The 16,318-nt window shown below is 70.0% G+C and carries 14 protein-coding genes and 1 pseudogene; 7 read left to right on the top strand and 8 right to left on the bottom strand.

Annotated elements, in window-relative coordinates; translation table 11 throughout:
* Positions 1 to 593: 593 nt before the first annotated feature.
* Positions 594 to 881, bottom strand: a pseudogene (locus ACFYO0_RS23030) (chorismate mutase); the annotation flags it as partial.
* 312 nt (positions 882 to 1,193) lie between these two features.
* Between ACFYO0_RS23030 and guaA the strand changes: the two are divergent.
* Positions 1,194 to 2,768 (top strand): glutamine-hydrolyzing GMP synthase, encoded by a 1,575-nt coding sequence (gene guaA / locus ACFYO0_RS23025; RefSeq protein ID WP_388678959.1) that lies wholly within the window; start codon positions 1,194 to 1,196, stop codon positions 2,766 to 2,768.
* Between the two features lie 36 nt (positions 2,769 to 2,804).
* Here the strand turns inward: guaA and ACFYO0_RS23020 are convergent, their stop codons facing one another.
* Together ACFYO0_RS23020 and ACFYO0_RS23015 are read right to left on the bottom strand one after the other, a co-directional pair.
* Positions 2,805 to 3,302: a pyridoxamine 5'-phosphate oxidase family protein gene (locus ACFYO0_RS23020; RefSeq protein WP_388678957.1), complete on the bottom strand. Its 498-nt coding sequence runs from the start codon at positions 3,300 to 3,302 to the stop codon at positions 2,805 to 2,807.
* Positions 3,303 to 3,409: 107 nt separating this feature from the next.
* On the bottom strand, positions 3,410 to 3,958 hold the full coding sequence (locus tag ACFYO0_RS23015; RefSeq protein WP_388678955.1) for a hypothetical protein: 549 nt from the start codon (positions 3,956 to 3,958) through the stop codon (positions 3,410 to 3,412).
* A gap of 218 nt (positions 3,959 to 4,176) precedes the next feature.
* Here ACFYO0_RS23015 and ACFYO0_RS23010 point away from each other — a divergent pair, with 218 nt between their 5' ends.
* Positions 4,177 to 4,971, top strand: coding sequence for a class II aldolase/adducin family protein (locus tag ACFYO0_RS23010; RefSeq protein ID WP_388678952.1), 795 nt, complete (start codon positions 4,177 to 4,179; stop codon positions 4,969 to 4,971).
* An 82-nt stretch (positions 4,972 to 5,053) separates the two neighbouring features.
* Here the strand turns inward: ACFYO0_RS23010 and ACFYO0_RS23005 are convergent, their stop codons facing one another.
* The gene (locus ACFYO0_RS23005) at positions 5,054 to 5,959 is read right to left on the bottom strand and encodes a DUF4429 domain-containing protein (protein ID WP_388678949.1); all 906 of its coding nucleotides are present in this window, start codon (positions 5,957 to 5,959) and stop codon (positions 5,054 to 5,056) included.
* Between the two features lie 208 nt (positions 5,960 to 6,167).
* Between ACFYO0_RS23005 and ACFYO0_RS23000 the strand changes: the two genes are divergently transcribed.
* On the top strand, positions 6,168 to 7,433 hold the full coding sequence (locus ACFYO0_RS23000) for a hypothetical protein (RefSeq protein WP_388678947.1): 1,266 nt from the start codon (positions 6,168 to 6,170) through the stop codon (positions 7,431 to 7,433).
* Between the two features lie 406 nt (positions 7,434 to 7,839).
* On the top strand, positions 7,840 to 8,370 hold the full coding sequence (locus ACFYO0_RS22995) for a DoxX family protein (protein WP_388678945.1): 531 nt from the start codon (positions 7,840 to 7,842) through the stop codon (positions 8,368 to 8,370).
* Between the two features lie 35 nt (positions 8,371 to 8,405).
* Here the strand turns inward: ACFYO0_RS22995 and ACFYO0_RS22990 are convergent, their stop codons facing one another.
* Positions 8,406 to 8,645, bottom strand: coding sequence for a hypothetical protein (locus ACFYO0_RS22990; RefSeq protein WP_388678942.1), 240 nt, complete (start codon positions 8,643 to 8,645; stop codon positions 8,406 to 8,408).
* Complete coding sequence (locus ACFYO0_RS22985; RefSeq protein ID WP_388678940.1) at positions 8,632 to 10,059, bottom strand: PspC domain-containing protein; 1,428 nt, start codon at positions 10,057 to 10,059, stop codon at positions 8,632 to 8,634. Before ACFYO0_RS22985 ends, ACFYO0_RS22990 begins: the two co-directional genes overlap by 14 nt.
* A 180-nt stretch (positions 10,060 to 10,239) precedes the next feature.
* Between ACFYO0_RS22985 and ACFYO0_RS22980 the strand changes: the two genes are divergently transcribed.
* Together ACFYO0_RS22980 and ACFYO0_RS22975 are read left to right on the top strand one after the other, a co-directional pair.
* Entirely contained in the window at positions 10,240 to 11,523 is a 1,284-nt protein-coding gene (locus ACFYO0_RS22980) for a PspC domain-containing protein (RefSeq protein WP_388678938.1), read from the top strand.
* Complete coding sequence (locus ACFYO0_RS22975; protein ID WP_388678935.1) at positions 11,520 to 12,359, top strand: LuxR C-terminal-related transcriptional regulator; 840 nt, start codon at positions 11,520 to 11,522, stop codon at positions 12,357 to 12,359. Before ACFYO0_RS22980 ends, ACFYO0_RS22975 begins: the two co-directional genes overlap by 4 nt.
* A gap of 222 nt (positions 12,360 to 12,581) precedes the next feature.
* On the opposite strand, the gene ACFYO0_RS22970 is transcribed toward ACFYO0_RS22975, so the two are convergent.
* On the bottom strand, positions 12,582 to 13,409 hold the full coding sequence (locus ACFYO0_RS22970) for an L-histidine N(alpha)-methyltransferase (RefSeq protein WP_388678932.1): 828 nt from the start codon (positions 13,407 to 13,409) through the stop codon (positions 12,582 to 12,584).
* Here ACFYO0_RS22970 and ACFYO0_RS22965 point away from each other — a divergent pair.
* Positions 13,408 to 15,057: a PLP-dependent aminotransferase family protein gene (locus ACFYO0_RS22965; protein WP_388678930.1), complete on the top strand. Its 1,650-nt coding sequence runs from the start codon at positions 13,408 to 13,410 to the stop codon at positions 15,055 to 15,057. The two genes, ACFYO0_RS22970 and ACFYO0_RS22965, sit on opposite strands and share 2 nt — an antisense overlap.
* 157 nt (positions 15,058 to 15,214) lie before the next feature.
* On the opposite strand, the gene ACFYO0_RS22960 is transcribed toward ACFYO0_RS22965, so the two are convergent.
* Positions 15,215 to 16,264 (bottom strand): NlpC/P60 family protein, encoded by a 1,050-nt coding sequence (locus ACFYO0_RS22960; RefSeq protein WP_388678927.1) that lies wholly within the window; start codon positions 16,262 to 16,264, stop codon positions 15,215 to 15,217.
* Positions 16,265 to 16,318 lie beyond the last annotated feature (54 nt).

The raw sequence follows: 16,318 nt of genomic DNA, 5'->3' as shown, positions 1-16,318 counted from the left end.
TCCGCGGGGCCCTTCCTGGTCAGCACCGACGTCAGGGCAGCGCCGGTGCCTGAGGAGCGGCGCCGGGGGGAGCGCCGCTGGTTTCGTGGTGATTCGGTGGTGATGCGGGTGTCCGCCGGTCCGCGCTCCGGAGCACTCGGGGAGCGTCAGTGGCGTAGACCTTTGGCAGTTGGGCGTGGCATTGCGGTTGTCTGCGCTGGGACTCGGGTGGACTGTTCGATTTGGGACTGCTCTACGCATCGTGCTCGAAGGGCTGAGGCCTCCGCAACCGTTTCGACCGCTCTCACACAGATTCGGCCGGTCGGCTCCGGGCGTCCCCGGAGCCGGCCTTCTCTGGTTGTGACCGGGCCGCTGTCCCCTGCCGTCCGGTCACGTCTACTGGAGCGAGGTCCCACGACGCACGTCCGTACGCCTCATCGCTCCGGCGGAGCCACGCGTGGTTTCTTCGGGCCCGCCCCTGGCTGGCACGGACACCGACACCAACGAAGCGCGTCGCGACACGGTCACGCGATTTCCGGGTGCGGGGACATGGGTACGTGCGTACACGGAACTCAGATGCGGAGACCCGGAAACGGGGACTCGGATGCGGGGGCTCAGATGCGGCCCCGGCACAGCTCCAGCAGCGTCATCGCCAGCGACGTACCGGGCTTGCCCAGGGCTTCCCTGTAATGGCCGAGGATCTCCATCTCCCGTGACAGGTTCACCCGCCGGCCGCCGGACGCGATCCGCTCCTCCTGGATCACGGCAGACACGGCCATGCGTTCCTGTACGAGACCGATGATCCGGTCGTCGATCGCGTCGATACGCTCACGCGCACCGGTGATCACGCCGGCCGCCTCATCGGTACGGGCGCCGGTCTTGTTCAGTACGTCGGCCATGTCGGGCTCCTCTGCTTCGAGCGACGCCCTGGACCGGCAAGACCCGGAAACGTCAGGCGCCCCGGACCTTGTCGGCCCGGGGCGCCTGGTAAGTCGCTTGTCAGTAGCTCAAGCAGCACGACCATGGCAGCCGGTGGGCCGGTTGCCATAAGTAAAGACGAAGGTCTGGTGCGTGAGCATGGGGCCAGTATGCACGACGAGGCCGTTCAGGCCTATCGGGGGTCCGGGGGCGGAGCCCCGGCGACGGCGCCACCACCCCCGAGCTCCCGGCTAAACTCGGGGACACAGCCCTGCTCAACCGCCGGAAGGCAACCCGTGCCAGAAGCGAACCCCACCGCCCCCGACACCGTCCTAGTCGTCGACTTCGGTGCGCAGTACGCCCAGCTCATCGCCCGACGGGTCCGCGAGGCCCGGGTCTACAGCGAGATCGTGCCGAGCACCATGCCGGTCCAGGACATGCTCGCCAAGAACCCGGCGGCGATCATCCTCTCCGGCGGCCCCTCGTCGGTGTACGCGGAGGGCGCCCCCCGCCTCGACCGCGAGCTCTTCGAAGCCGGCGTCCCCGTCTTCGGCATGTGCTACGGCTTCCAGCTGATGGCGACGACCCTCGGCGGCACGGTCGACAACACGGGCGCCCGCGAATACGGCCGTACGCCCCTGCATGTCTCCAAGTCCGGCTCCACCCTCTTCGAGGGCACCCCGAACGAGCAGTCGGTCTGGATGTCCCACGGCGACGCGTGCAGCGCGGCCCCGGAGGGCTTCGCCGTCACCGCCTCCACGGACGTCGTCCCGGTCGCTGCCTTCGAGAACGACGAGAAGAAGCTGTACGGCGTCCAGTACCACCCGGAGGTCATGCACACCACGCACGGCCAGCAGGTGCTCGAGCACTTCCTGTACCGGGGCGCAGGACTCACCCCCTCCTGGACGACGGGCAATGTCATCGAGGAGCAGGTCGCGGCCATCCGCGAGCAGGTCGGTACGAAGCGCGCCATCTGCGGGCTCTCCGGCGGCGTGGACTCCGCCGTCGCCGCCGCCCTCGTACAGAAGGCCATCGGCTCGCAACTGACCTGCGTGTACGTCGACCACGGTCTGATGCGCAAGGGCGAGACCGAGCAGGTCGAGAAGGACTTCGTCGCGGCCACCGGCGTGCAGCTGAAGGTGGTCGACGCCGAGGAGCGCTTCCTCAAGGCCCTCGCCGGGGTCAGCGACCCCGAGGAGAAGCGGAAGATCATCGGGCGCGAGTTCATCCGGGTCTTCGAGCAGGCGCAGGCGGAGATCATCGCGGACGAGGGCCCCGAGGTCGCCTTCCTCGTGCAGGGCACCCTCTACCCGGACGTGGTCGAGTCCGGCGGCGGCACCGGCACGGCCAACATCAAGTCCCACCACAACGTGGGCGGGCTGCCGGAAGACCTCGAGTTTCAGCTCATCGAGCCGCTGCGCAAGCTCTTCAAGGACGAGGTCAGGATGGTCGGCCAGGAGCTGGGCCTGCCGGACGAGATCGTCCAGCGGCAGCCGTTCCCCGGCCCCGGCCTCGGTATCCGTATCGTCGGCGCGGTCACCAAGGAGCGCCTCGACCTGCTCCGCGAGGCCGACGCCATCGCCCGCGAGGAGCTGACCGCGGCCGGCCTCGACCGCGACATCTGGCAGTGCCCGGTCGTGCTGCTCGCGGACGTACGCAGCGTCGGCGTCCAGGGCGACGGACGGACCTACGGCCACCCGATCGTGCTCCGCCCGGTGTCGAGCGAGGACGCCATGACCGCCGACTGGTCGCGACTGCCGTACGACGTCCTCGCGAAGATCTCGACCCGGATCACCAACGAGGTCGCGGACGTCAACCGCGTCGTCCTCGACGTGACGAGCAAGCCGCCGGGCACGATCGAGTGGGAGTGACTCTCCGGGCGCCCTGGCCGCCCCGGAGCCTCCGGCTCACTTGCGCTTGACGGTGCGCAGCGCTTCGCCGGGCTTCCAGATCTGCACGACCAGGTACGTGTTGTCCTCGACGTAGGTCCGTACGACCTCCGTCAGCTCGGTTCGGAAGAGGTGGAACGACTCCGGTGGTTCCACCTCTTGCGCATACAGCGCCATCGTTTCGGGATCGGTGACCTCGACGGCGCGTCCCGAGATCCGTACGTCGCCGCCCGCCATCTCCGTACCGGACCCCGGGTTCGCCTGGATCGCGAAGCGCGGATCGCGGCGCAGGTCCAGTGCCTTGAGCGAGTCCGGCATCATGCCGAGCCACAACTCGCCGTTCTTGAACTGGACTTCAAGCCCCGAGGTACGGGGCGACCCGTCCTTGCGAATCGTCGCGAGGACGTGGTGCGTGAAGGCGCCGAAGCGTTCCTCGGCCGTCTTGGCGAGGTCGGGTTCGGCGGTGGTGAAGGCTGCCCAATTCGGTTTCTGGCTCGGGTTCGGTTTCGGCGTCATACGACGAGTCTGACGCCGAAACCCGACATCCACTGTCGCCTTTGATGGGCGGTGAAGAGCGGTGCACAGACGTGAAGAGCGGTGCACAGACGTTGAGCCGTGGTGCCTCAGAGCAGCCCGTGTGCCTTGAGCCGTCGCGCCAGCCGGTCCTTGCGTCCGAGTTCCAGGCGCAGGAAGACCGCGAACACCAGGCCCATCGCGCCGCCGGCGCAGAGCGAGGCCCTCCATCCCGCGGGGATCAGCAGCAGCGTCATCAGGGCCGCGCTGGCGCTCATGAAGACGGCCTTGCGGCGCCAGTCGAGGTCGTCGTCCATGGCATCGAACTCGATCCGGGCCCTGAGTAACCCGACCGCGGGCGCCGCGTCCGGCAGAGGTTTGAGGGTGCCGGGGCGCATACCCGGCGTGCGGCCGGCCGCCAGCTGGCTGAGCGCGGCGGTGCTCCGCTCGCGTGCCTCGGGGCGGTTGTCGCGGATCAGGCGGACCTGGAGCATCTGACCGTGCCTGGTCGTCTGCCCGTACCGGAATCCGTACTGGACGGCGATAAAGGTGAGCGCGGCCAGTCTGCGCGGTGAGCCGCCGAAGTCGTTCAGCACGACCACGTCACGGGTCGCGATCTGCCGGAGCATGTCGGTGATCCGACGTTCGGTTCTGTTCATGCCTCCCCTCATCTCTCCGCCCTTCCTAATGGCCCGACTGGATCGTGCCTGTTCGGACCGTGCCCGACTGGGCAGTAGGTTTCACTCTCGCAGACACGCAGACACTCGACCCTGCACAACGGTTGTGCACTCTCTTCACGAACATCTCTGTTCCTCTGTGCTGACCGACGGTAACTTCCGGGCTGCAAACAAGTCCGTACCTCTGGGCTGGAGGACATATGCACGGGCCCACCCCGCCCCTGCCCCGACCCACCGAGCAACTGCGCTTCGCCATGCCGCCGATGCACGAGTCGCTCGACGACGAGCGGCGGCATCGCAAGGAACGGCTCGCGGGGGCGTTGCGGATCTTCGGGCGGCTCGGTTTCGAGGACGGTGTCTCCGGCCATATCACCGCGCGCGACCCGGAGTTCAGTGACTGCTTCTGGGTCAACCCGTTCGGGATGCCCTTCAAACATGTCACCGTGGGCGATCTTGTCATGGCCAATGGAGAAGGGCGGGTGATCGAGGGGCGCTATCACGTCAACCAGGCGGCATTCACCGTGCACGCCCAGGTGCACGCCGCCCGCCCGGACGTCGTTGCGGTCGCCCACTGCCACTCGGTGCACGGGCGCGCCATGGCCGCGCTCGGCGAACTGCTCGACCCGATCACCCAGGAGAGCTGCGCCTTCTACGAGGATCACGCACTGTACGACGCGTATACCGGCGTCGCCGTGGACGCCGAGGAGGGGCGGCGGATCGCCACCGCGCTCGGCTCCCGCAAGGCGCTGGTGCTGCGCAACCACGGACTGCTGACCGTCGGCGACTCGGTCGACGCGGCGGCCTGGTGGTTCGTGTCCATGGAACGCTCTTGCCAGGTCCAGCTCACCGCCCGCGCGGCGGGCCGGCCCGTGCTCATCGACCACCGGCAGGCGGTGGCGACACGTGAGCAGCTCGGCGGGGATCTGGTGGCGTGGATCAACTATCAGCCGCTGTGGCAGGACATCAGCCGGAGTGAGCCGGATCTGTTGTCGTGATCTGAGGGTTCCGACCTGCGGGTTCCGTTCCGGGACCTGTTCTGGACTTCGCGTTCCAGGGCGTCCTGGTGCGACTGGGCCCTCAGAATCCGCGGAGTACCGCGGCCTTCGTCGCCGCGAACTCCTCGTCCGTCAGCACGCCCTCGCGGTGCAGCTCGCCCAACTCCCGCAGGCGCCGCAGGAGCACGTCGTGATTCTCGGGCTGCGGCTCGGGCGGTACCGCATCCCTGGTCGTCAGCGCGAGGCGGGGCGTGTCGGCGGGAAGATACTCGCCGGTGCGGGTGGACGGATGGGGGAGACGGGCCGTGACAGCGGTGGCGACCAGCGCCGTGAGCAGGTCGCGGCGGGCGCTGCCCCACAGGTCGAGGGCGAACGGGTCCTTCTCGGGCGGGAGTTTGGAGAACGCCGTCTCGCGGGTCACGAAGCGCAGAAATCCGTCCTCGTAACCGGAGTTGGGCAGCCACTCCACCTGGACGAGATCCGGTACCTCGATGATGCGCGGACCCGTCGCGCGCTTCACCCGGTCCGAGGTGTCGCTCCAGTCGATCCGGACCTGGGCTCCGTCGAACGACACCATGCCGTCGCTGGAGCGTACGGACACCGGCACGGGCGGGCCCGGCAGAAGGTACTCCTTCGCGGGTTCCTTGGGGATCTGATCGAGGAGCAGCGCACGGCGTATCTCCTCGGCGACGTACTCGGCGATGCCCGAGCGGTCGAGGTCCACCGTCAGGCGGTACGGGTCCGCCGCGTCGGGAAGCCGGCCACCGGTGGCCTGGAGCAGCGGGTCGGCGCCCTCCCGGAGTCTCAGGCGCAGTCGGCCGCGCTTGCGTTCGGGTTCGTACACGACGCTCGCGACCGCTTCGAGGGGCACGGCGATCTCTCCGTACGTCTGCCGGAACAGCGGCACGGAGCGGTGGAGTCCCGGCGTGATCCGGACCGTGTTGCCGTCGAAGGCCCAGGTCCCGTCACGCTGGATGATCTCGGCCATAGGGAAATTCTCGCAGCCGGGTCAACAAGGGGTCGGGGGTCGGGGCGATGGCCTCCCCGGTGGCGTGCGGTGGTTCGCCACCGCTGGGCGGACCTGCCGGGTGGGGGCGCAGTGGCGTACGGCACAATCCCGGTGCTTGGTACTTGTGGTTATGGGTTGGTTCTACGAGTTGGTCCTACGGAGCGGTGCGGGAAGGCGGCAGCGGGCGGTGGCGGTGCAGGAGGCTGGACAGGGCGCGCACGAAGGGGGCTGCACCTGCGGGGACTGTCCGCAGGGGGCGCGCGAAGGACATCGACGAGCTGTGGCCGCATTCCTTTCCAAGCGGGACGAGTTGGCCTCCGGCCGGGGGTTGCCCGCCGCGGTCGCGCACTCGGCGGGCGCCTCGCGGCAGTGGGTGTCGGACGAGCTGACCCAGTCCGCGGACCTCGTCGTCGAGCGGAGCCGGGCCGAGGGTGAGGCATGGCTGGGGCTGCTGTGGCGGCGTACGGCACTTGCGGTGGCGGGAGTCGTCGGGGGCCTGCTTCTCGTACAGGCGCTCACCGCGATCGGGGCGGGCTGGACTGCCGCGCGGACTGCCGGCTTCCTCGCCGCGGTCGTCGTGGGTGGGCTGCTGGTCGGGGCGTCGTGGTTCCACCGGGCGCGTGGAGGTGCGCTGGCGCCCGTCATCGGTGAGGACAATCGGCTGTCCACTTCACGTGCGGTGGCGGCGAGTTGGGTGCTGTTCGTCGTCTACGCCGTGCTGGTGCTGGCGGGCCGGCTCGCGGGCGCGTCCTCTCCGGGCGAGCGTGACGCGTTGATCTCCGGGCTCGAACTCACCCGGGGCGCGGGCGTCGTCACCGTTCTCGCCATGGTGTGCGGGATCGCTGTGCTGGTGCGGCGGGTGGTGGGCCTGCGGGTGCTCGGTCAGCGCCTGCAGAAGATACGTGCCGACCGGCCGCGGGCCGCTGATCTGCTGACCGATGACTCGGGGCGGGGCAGCTTCGCGGACACGCAGTACGTGGTGATCGCCGGTGCCGCGCTGGTGTTCGCGGCGGTACGGCTCGCTCGGCGGCCCGAGCAGTTGCCGGACCTGCCGTGGGGGCTGGCGTTGGTGGTGCTGGTGTCGGCCGCGACGTACGTTGCCGCCAAGTACGCGGAGGGTGGGCGGCCGGTGATCTACTCGGTCGTCCGTTCCCGCGAGGCCGGGGACCTGGACGCGCCGATCCGAACGGGGGACGACATCGAGATCCGGGGGGCTGGGTTTGTGCCTCCGGGTGCGCACACGGCTGACCGCCTGTCCCGGATGGTGGTCCGGATCGGGACCGTCCATGTGCATGTACCGCTCGTGCCTGTGGCCGGGGGCTTCCGGAATCCGTCCGACGCGGTTCTGACTGTGCCGGTGCCTGCGGATGTGGAGCCTGGGCGGGTGGATGTGCAGGTGGTCACCGCGGCGGGGGTGGAGACGAATCGGTACGGGATCGATGTGACGGATTGACTCCGTCGGTTGGGTCAGTCGGTTGGGTCCGTTGTCGGGTGCCAGTTCGTTGTGGTTGCTCGCGCGTTCCCCGCGCCCCTGGGTGGTCGGTGGGTCCGGCCCACGTCCCCTCCCGCCGGTGGGAGGGTGCGGGCACATCGGGACTGGTGAGCATGATGGCCGACGGCTCCAGGACGCCCCTTCAGGGGCACGGGGCTGTATCGATTTGCGGCTCCGCCGCGTGGGCGCGACAAGCCACAACGGACCTGCACCCGCACTCGCCCACGAACCGAACCACCCCTCCGTAGGCGCCCTGCTCATCCGCCGGAGGTAAAAAGTTCGGTCCGGGGTTGAGCCGCCCGCCTCAGGGCTACGTATGGTCTGTTGAGGGGCGAACTGTCGGTTCGGTGAGAGGTGGCGGAGAGCGATGGCTCACGGTATGCGGATGGATACGCACTCCGGTTACCTCGACGGTGGAGGCAGAGACTGGCGGGACACCGCCACGCGGTACGCCCTGCTACCGCTGCGCGTCTTCCTCGGCGTCACTTTCATCTACGCGGGGATCGACAAGCTCACCGACAGCGCGTTCATGTCGGAGGCCGGTTCCGGTTCGATCGGCGACATGATGCGCACGGTGCGTGACTCCTCGGCGATCCCCGAACTCGTCGACCTCTCCCTCAAGAACCCGGTCGGCTTCGCATACGCCATCGCCTTCGGCGAGCTCGCCGTCGGCATCGGCACCCTGATCGGACTGTTCGCCCGGCTCGCCGCGTTCGGTGGTGCCATGATCTCCCTCAGCCTCTGGCTGACCGTGAGCTGGCCCTCGGACCCGTACTACTACGGCAACGACCTCCCCTACCTGATGGCCTGGCTCCCCCTCGTACTGGCCGGCGCCTCCGTGTTCTCGATCGACTCGATGCTGCGATCACGACGAAGGCAGCGAGCCGGCGCGTACTAGGGCTGGCCAGGGTCTCCGGCTACCAGAGCCGGCTCCTAGCTCTGCATGGGCGCCTCCCGTGTCTCCCGGGAAGCGAGCCTCTTGCGGCGGTGGCGTATCGCGTGTGTCACCGTGCCCGCTGCTGCCGCCACGCACAGGCCGCCGGTGACGAGAGGGATCACCGCGAACCAGGGGGTCTCCCAGAGCCCGCCCGCGTCGCCGGCGTAGATGATGCCGGTGAGCGTGAGGAAGAAGCCCGCTATCAGTCGGCCGGGCTGGAAGTCATGACGTAGCACGGGCCACCTCCGCCTGTCCGACGCCGACCTCGAGGGTGAGGTCGAGCGTGCCGCCGTTCTTGGTGCTGCTCGTGGGCCTGAGAGTCCGTTCCTCATACTTGCCGGGGGCCACGTCCACGTCCTGCTTGCCGTCGCCGGGGAACTGGATGTCGCCGACGCCCACTTCGACGTTCAGCTTCACCGTCGCGTCCTTGGGCACGAGGACCTTGAGCCGGCCCACGCCCACCTCGACGCTCGTCGTCACGGTCTGGCCATCGGCGAGGGGTATCCGGGTCAGATCAAGCGTGCCGACGCCGGTGCCGAGTTCATAGGCAGGCCGTACGTCCGCCACCGCGGCCGGTGTCCAGTTCGTGCGCACCCAGTGCGTACTGATGTCCTTCGGGAGCGCCGCCGAGCAGGCCAGCAGGGCCGCGGTGATGATCGCGAGGAAGACCGACCCCGCCCCCGTACGCCCCAGGAACGCGCTGACCGCTATACCTGCGCCGAGAACGATGAGAGCGCTCGCCAGGCCGGCCTGGAGGCTGGTGCCCAGCGCGTGGTCGTCCCAGGTCGCACCGGTGCCGAGGGCGCCCGCCAGCAGGGAGAGCAGGAACACCCAGCCGCCGATCCAGCGAGGGCCGCGCGGCTTCGGCTCGCGTGCGCGTATGTCCCTGCCGTAGTTGCCCTGCGCGATATTGACTGCCGCCGTGATGTCCCGGTCCTGGGTGTCACTCGGCCCCCATAGATAACCCGTGCCTCCCACGTGGGTGCCGTCCTTGACGATGGGGTCGCGCCACCAGGAGGAGAAGGAGTGGGGGACGGGCGGTGCCTGGGCTTCCGGCGGCGCGTCGGCCACAGCCTGCGCGGCGAGCGGGTCGGGGCCGGGTGCGCCGCGCTGCCGCGACCAGTAACCGGCGCCCGTCAGAACCAGCGCGAGCGTGGTGGCGAAGGTGAGCACCCCGCCGTTGCCCAGCATGGACAGGAACACCCCGCAGCCGACCAGCGCGAAGAGCACGGCTGTCAGCGCCTGGCCGTCGACGCGGCCGGTGAGCAGCTTGCGCAGCTCGTTCTCCTCCTCGTCGTCGTAGGCCACGAACAGCCAGGCGAAGCCGTAGAAGACGAGGCCTATGCCGCCGCTCGCCGAGAGCACCGCGAGCCCGATGCGGAAGATCACCGGGTCCATGTCGCACTGCCGCCCGAGCCCCGCGCACACGCCGCCCAGCATCTTGTGCCGCCGGTCGCGCCGGAACTTCTGCGGGACCTCGGGCACGACCGGATCTCCGGGCGCGGGCGGGTCTCCGTGCGCGCGCGGTTCCTCACCCGCGGTGGCCGGGGCGCCGGCAGCGGGCACCGCGTCCCGCGGCCCGGCGGGCGACGCCTCGCCCGGGCCGGAGCCGGGTACCGGACCCGTCGCGGCGTGCTGGTGATCTGTCATGTGTCCATGGTGACGGGCGCGGCGGCCCGGCGGCAGTCGGGACAACCCTGGCCGAACCCTGAAATCGTCCCCGAGGCATCGGGCCCTTGAGCCCCGAGACGCCCCGGGCACCGAAGATCAGGGGAGTCTCGGGGGTCGACCCTGATGTCCTGGCTCGACTCGCGTGTGAATATCGATGGCATGCCGGAAGTCGCAGCTGTGCCCGTCGAGGACCCGCGGCCTCCGCGCAAGCTCTACCGCAGCAGCGACGGACGCTGGCTCGGTGGTGTGGCGCGGGGGCTCGCCGGGCATCTCGGGCTGCCCGTGATCTGGGTGCGGCTGGTCTTCGTCGGACTGTTCATGGCCGAGGGCCTCGGCGCCTTGCTGTATGCCGCGTTCTGGTTCTTCGTGCCGCTCGGCGTCGGAGGCGTGGACACCGGACGACCTCCGTCCATCGCCACCGAGACCTCCACCGACGGGCGCCGCAGACTTGTCGCCCGCAAGCCCGACAAGGGTCAGATCGTCGCGCTGCTCGCGATGGTCGTGATCGCGATGATCTTCGTCGGCAACGTGGACCTGAGCGGCGGGGCGAAGGTGTATCTCTGGCCCCTCGTCCTCGTCGGCGCGGGCGTCGCCCTGGTCTGGCGCCAGGCGGACAATGCGCGGCGGGCCCGCTGGATGGAGGTCGGCCGCCACCGGCGCACGCTGACGCTGGCCCGCTCCGCGGCCGGAGTCCTGCTGGTCACCGTGGGCGTCTCCGGGATATTCGTCCTCCAAGGCTCCGCCGCCCACCTCGGCTCGGTGTTGCAGGCGGCGCTCGCGGTGCTCGTCGGCATAGCGCTGCTCGCCGGCCCCTATCTCGTACGCATGACCCAGGACCTCTCCGAGGAGCGGCTGATGCGTATCCGTGCCCAGGAGCGGGCGGAGGTGGCCGCCCACGTCCACGACTCGGTACTGCACACCCTGACGCTGATACAGCGGAACGCGGAGAACGCGGGCGAGGTCCGCCGTCTCGCGCGTGCCCAGGAGCGCGACCTGCGCAACTGGCTGTACAAACCGGAGGGCACCGGCAAGGAAGAGGCCGACGAGCCGGGCACCCTCGCCGAGGCGGTCCGGCGCAGCGCGGCGGAGGTGGAGGACAAGCACGGCGTCCCCATAGAGGTCGTGGTCGTCGGCGACTGCCCGCTCGACGACAGAATCGGTGCCCAGATGCAGGCCGCGAGGGAAGCGATGGTGAACGCGGCCAAGTACGGTGGCGAGGGCGGCGCGGTGCAGGTCTACGCCGAGGTCGAGGGCAGGACGGTCTTCGTGTCCGTCAGGGACCGCGGCCCCGGCTTCGACCTGGACGCGATACCCGACGACCGTATGGGCGTCAGAGAATCGATCATCGGCCGCATGGAGCGCAACGGCGGCACGGCCCGGCTGCGCGCCGTACCGGACGGCGGCACGGAGGTCGAGCTGGAGATGGAGAGGGCGGAGACATGAGCGACGCGAACGAGCCGGCCGGGACGGTCGAGCCGGGCGGTGGCGCGACCGGCGCGGGCGCGGCCGACGGCCCTGCCGCGGAGACCGGCTCTGCCGCGGCCGCCGCGCCGCCGCAGGCCGCCGCCGAAGCCAACGACCCGGCGGGCACGCCTGATTCGGCGGATGCCGGGCCGGTTCGGCGGGTCCGGGTAGTCCTCGTCGACGACCACCGCATGTTCCGTACGGGGGTCCAGGCGGAGATCGGGCAGACCGAACGGACGGGTGTGGAGGTGGTCGGGGAGGCCGCCGACGTCGACCAGGCCGTCTCGGTCATCACGGCCACACGGCCCGAGGTCGTCCTCCTCGACGTGCACCTTCCGGGCGGCGGCGGGGTCGAAGTCCTGCGCCGCTGCGCCCCGTTGATGGCGGATGCCGAGCAGCCCGTACGGTTCCTCGCGCTGTCCGTCTCCGACGCCGCCGAGGACGTCATCGGCGTCATCCGGGGCGGCGCCCGAGGCTATGTGACGAAGACGATCACCGGCACGGACCTCGTCAACTCCGTCTTCCGCGTCCAGGACGGTGACGCGGTCTTCTCCCCGCGCCTGGCCGGTTTCGTACTCGACGCCTTCGCCTCCACCGACGCCCCGCCCGTCGACGAGGACCTCGACCGCCTCACTCAGCGCGAGCGCGAGGTCCTCCGCCTCATCGCCCGCGGGTACGCCTACAAGGAGATCGCCAAGCAGCTGTTCATCTCGGTGAAGACGGTGGAGTCCCATGTCTCGGCGGTCCTCAGAAAGCTCCAGTTGTCCAACCGCCACGAGCTGACCCGATGGGCGACGGCACGACGACTGGTCTGACCCTCCCCGCTCGTATGGCTGTGACGGACTAGTTCTCGGGCCGTCACGAGGGTGAAGGAGAGGTATGCGCGGGGCGTCCGCCGCGAGCATGTCGAGCACCGGTTGGGCGGCTGCCGGTGCGCTCCGCCGCAGGCAACCCAATTCCTCGAATGGGGCGGGTGGTCGCACCGACGCGGTACCGGGCGCGCTGGTGCCGGAGAAGCGCCGGGCAGGCCGGCACGTTCAGCGGTGGGGCGGACTGATGGCGACCCCTTTGAAGAACGTGTAGTGGAACGTGCCGTCATCGGCCGTTGCGCAGTGGAGGTCGGCTATGCCTCGATCCCAGTCCGAGGGGGTGATGAGGTCCGCCGCCAAGGCGTCCTTGCGTACGGACTCGATCATGGCGATGAAGGTGTTGCGGGTGAAGCCGTCCACCAGGCCGGGCCGGGAGCGGTCGGTGTAGACGGTGCGGGGGCGGACCGTCACGTCGTCGTATCCGGCGCCGGCGATGAGGGGGTGCAGTGCGCGGCCGATCAGGGCGTTTGCGCCGGGTGCGGCCTGGAGTTGGATCAGGCAGTCGATGGCGGCGTGGGCGTACCGGCTGTGGGGGTGGAAGAACGTCGAGCCGTGGTCGCCCTCGATGACCGTGAGCGTGCCGCCGGGGCGGAGGACGCGGCGCAGGGCACTCAGCGCCTGGCCCGGGGCGGCCAGGTGTTCCAGGACGAAACAGACGAAGATGTGGTCGAACTCGGCGTCAGCGAAGGGGAGTTCAAAAAGGTTCGCCTCGTGCCACGTCACGTGGGCCTGGGGGAACAGGGCCGTGACGCGGACGCGGGCCTGGGCGAGGGAAGCGGCTGAGACGTCCACCGCCGTGAAGTGCGCCTCCGGGCTCGCCTCGACCAAGTGGACCGTCTGGGCGCCCACTCCGCAGCCCACCTCCAGGACCTTGCTGCCCGCGGGGTAGGCAGTGCCGGCGTGGAGCAGTTGCGCCAGGGTGTCGGCCTGGTCGCCGAGGCGGCGGGTCTCGTGGGCGGAGTAGCCGTGGACGTAGTCGATGGGTGTGGTGGTCATGAGGCGAGCCTCGTCCGAGAATGGTTCGGTGGACAGGTCCAATGGGCATGCCGTTGAGGGAGCCAAAGATGTCCAGGACGGGGACGTGACTGCCGGTTCCGACTTCCTGCAGCTCGACATACGGGATGCGCCGCTCGGCGGGCGGGCCGACTGGCTTGCGGGGCAGTTGCGGCGTGCGATGGCCGACGGGCGGCTGCCGCTCGGGAGTCGGCTTCCCGCGACGCGTGTGCTCTCCGCGGAGTTGCGGGTGTCGCGCGGGGTGGTGACCGAGGCCTATCAGCGGCTGTCGGAGGACGGGCATGTGGAGGGACGGGGCCGAAACGGGACAGTGGTGGTGGCGGTGCCGGTGGGCGTGGCAGAGCCTGCGGCCGTGACAGTGGCTTCGGGCATGGCCGAGCCTGTGGGCGTGGTGGGTAGACGGGTGCGGAGAGCGCCAGTCGGCTTGGGCGCGGGTGTACGTCGCCTCCGGCCCAATCCTTCGCGCCAACCGCCTGACTCCGCCACTCTGTTCGGTCTTCCGCCGGGCGAGGACGTCTTCGACCTGATACGTGCCGCGCCCGCGCGGATCGATCTGTCGCCCGGAGTGCCGGATCTGGCGGCGTTTCCGCGGGCGGCCTGGTTGCGGGCCGAGCGGGAGGTACTGGGGGAGCTGGCGGCGGTCGGGTTCGGGTACGGGGATCCGCGGGGGACTGTGGAGTTGCGGCAGGCGGTCGCGCACTGGCTGGGGCGGAACCGGGGGATCAGGGTCGAGCCCGGTGAGGTGCTGATCGTCGCGGGGACCGCACAGGCGCTCGCGCTGATCGGCGGCGTGCTGCGGGAGGACGGGGTCGAGGAGCTCGCTGTGGAGGATCCCGGATCGCTCGGGATTCGACAGCATCTGGCGAACCAAGGACTTCGTACGCCGCCCGTGACGGTCGACGGCGAGGGCGTACTCGTATCCGAACTGGCCGAACCCGGCGACCGCCGGGCGGTCTTGCTGACCCCGGCTCATCAGTTCCCGACCGGGGTTGTGCTCGGGGGCGCGCGGCGCCGGGAGTTGCTGTGGTGGGTCGAGGGCGGCGGCCTGGTGGTCGAGGACGACTACGACGCCGAGCACCGTTACGACCGGTCACCCGTACCCGCGTTCCGGTCGATGGCGCCGGAGCGGGTCTGTTACCTGGGGAGCGTGTCGAAGCTGCTCGCGCCGGCGCTCCGTATGGGGTGGATGGTGGCCCCGCCGCGGTACCGGGACGCGTTGGTGTCGGCGAAGCGGTTCGCTGATCTGGGGAATGCGGTGTTGCCGCAGCTCGTGCTGGCCCGGTTGATGGAGTCGGGGGAGTTGGAGCGGCATCTGCGGCTGCTGCGGCAGCGCCATCGTCGTCGGCGGGACGCCATGATCAAGGCGATACAGGCGCATCTGCCGGGGGCGGTCGTGCACGGGGCCGCAGCTGGGCTGCATCTGCTGGTGACGTTCGAGGGGCTCGGTCTCGCCGACACCGACCTCACCGCAGCCGCACTGGCCCGCGGTGTCAAGGTGCACCCGCTGTCGTGGCACCGGCAGCGGCCGGAAGGTCCGCCGGGAGTGCTTCTGGGATACGCGGCGACTGCGACGACCGCGATTGAGGAAGGCGTGGCCACGGTGGGGGAGGCGCTGAGAGAGGTGGCATAGGCGGGCGCCCCTTCAGGGGCGCGGGGCTGTATCACTGTGCGGTTCCGCCGCGATGGGGTCCCCCCGCTCGAGCGAAGCCGAGAGTGGGGGAGCGACCAGCCACAACCGACCCGCACCGAGGTACTTCGGAGGGTAAGGGCGGCGGGGCGAGGCAACCTCACACCACCCTCGTGGCCCCCGCGAACGGCATCTCGTCGAGCGGAGCGAGCCGCACAGGCGCCGAAGGATTGGGCGCGTGGATCATCTGCCCGTTCCCCACGTAGAGCCCCACATGGCTGATGCTGGAGTAGAAGAACACCAGGTCCCCAGGCCGGAGGCCGGCGCGCGAGACCCGCTCCCCGGCGTCGATCTGGGCATACGTCGTCCGAGGCAGCGAGATCCCCGCGGAGCGGTACGCGGCCTGCATGAGGCCCGAGCAGTCGAAGGCATCGGGACCGGTGGCACCCCACACGTACGGGCTGCCGAGCTTCTCGTACGCGTACGAAATGGCGGCCGCCGCCCGGGAGTTGGGAGCCGCAGCGGTCGAGCCCGGGGCCGGCGGAGCGGAGCGTGAGGCGCGGGCCGTGGCGGCGTCGTCCGCGCCGATCCGTGCGCGCTGTTCGTCCGTCAGGCGGGACAGCAGCCGCCGGGCCTCGCCGAGCTTTCCCGTGACCGTCTTCTTGTGCCGGTTCAGCGCCGCTTGCTGGGACTTGAGCGAGGCCAGCTCGACATGGGCGGCCCCGCGCAACTGCTCGATCTCGCGCAGTTGGCCGCGTACGCGCGAAACGGTCGAGGCCTGCCGGCTGCCGGCGCGTTCGGCGAACGCGGCCTCATCCAGGTACTGATCGGGCTCCGAGGAGAGGAAGAGCCGCAGCGCGGGGTCCAGGCCTCCGTCCCGGTACTGCGCGGCAGCCACCGAACCCAGCGCGTCCCGCTCGGCGTTGAGCCGCTCCGTCCTGCGGGCGGCCTCGTCCTGGAGGGAGTCCACCCGCTCCTCCGCCTTGTCGGCCTTCTCCTTCGCCCCGTTGTACTTCTCGGTGGCGACCTCCGCTTCCTGGTACAACTTGTCGACCTTCGCCCGCACCTGATCCGGGGTCAACCGTGGCTCGGCGTGGCCCGCCCCGTCGAAGGAGGTGGCGCTCGCCGCGCCCGCGAGTGCGATCGTGAAGGCGGTGCGGGCCGTATTGCCCCCGAGTGAGCGCTGTCTTGGCTTGCGGTGCGCTGCCACCTGGACACACTTCCTTCCCGAACGGGCCGGTCACGCGTCCGGCGGCGGCCCGCA

The sequence above is a fragment of the Streptomyces sp. NPDC006365 genome (assembly GCF_042870755.1).
Lineage (GTDB): Bacteria > Actinomycetota > Actinomycetes > Streptomycetales > Streptomycetaceae > Streptomyces > Streptomyces xiangluensis.
Note: the sequence above shows the minus strand (reverse complement) of the source record. Positions and strands in the feature narration are given on the sequence as shown.

What these genes read in the sequence shown, in the direction of transcription:
- ACFYO0_RS23005 (WP_388678949.1), bottom strand. Translation starts at nt 5,959, where the DNA reads ATGGCCGAGATCATCCAGCGTGACGGGACCTGGGCCTTCGACGGCAAC.
- ACFYO0_RS22995 (WP_388678945.1), top strand. Translation starts at nt 7,840, where the DNA reads ATGGCTCACGGTATGCGGATGGATACGCACTCCGGTTACCTCGACGGT.
- ACFYO0_RS23010 (WP_388678952.1), top strand. Translation starts at nt 4,177, where the DNA reads ATGCACGGGCCCACCCCGCCCCTGCCCCGACCCACCGAGCAACTGCGC.
- ACFYO0_RS22970 (WP_388678932.1), bottom strand. Translation starts at nt 13,409, where the DNA reads ATGACCACCACACCCATCGACTACGTCCACGGCTACTCCGCCCACGAG.
- ACFYO0_RS23015 (WP_388678955.1), bottom strand. Translation starts at nt 3,958, where the DNA reads ATGAACAGAACCGAACGTCGGATCACCGACATGCTCCGGCAGATCGCG.
- ACFYO0_RS22985 (WP_388678940.1), bottom strand. Translation starts at nt 10,059, where the DNA reads ATGACAGATCACCAGCACGCCGCGACGGGTCCGGTACCCGGCTCCGGC.
- ACFYO0_RS23020 (WP_388678957.1), bottom strand. Translation starts at nt 3,302, where the DNA reads ATGACGCCGAAACCGAACCCGAGCCAGAAACCGAATTGGGCAGCCTTC.
- ACFYO0_RS22975 (WP_388678935.1), top strand. Translation starts at nt 11,520, where the DNA reads ATGAGCGACGCGAACGAGCCGGCCGGGACGGTCGAGCCGGGCGGTGGC.
- ACFYO0_RS22980 (WP_388678938.1), top strand. Translation starts at nt 10,240, where the DNA reads ATGCCGGAAGTCGCAGCTGTGCCCGTCGAGGACCCGCGGCCTCCGCGC.
- ACFYO0_RS22965 (WP_388678930.1), top strand. Translation starts at nt 13,408, where the DNA reads ATGAGGCGAGCCTCGTCCGAGAATGGTTCGGTGGACAGGTCCAATGGG.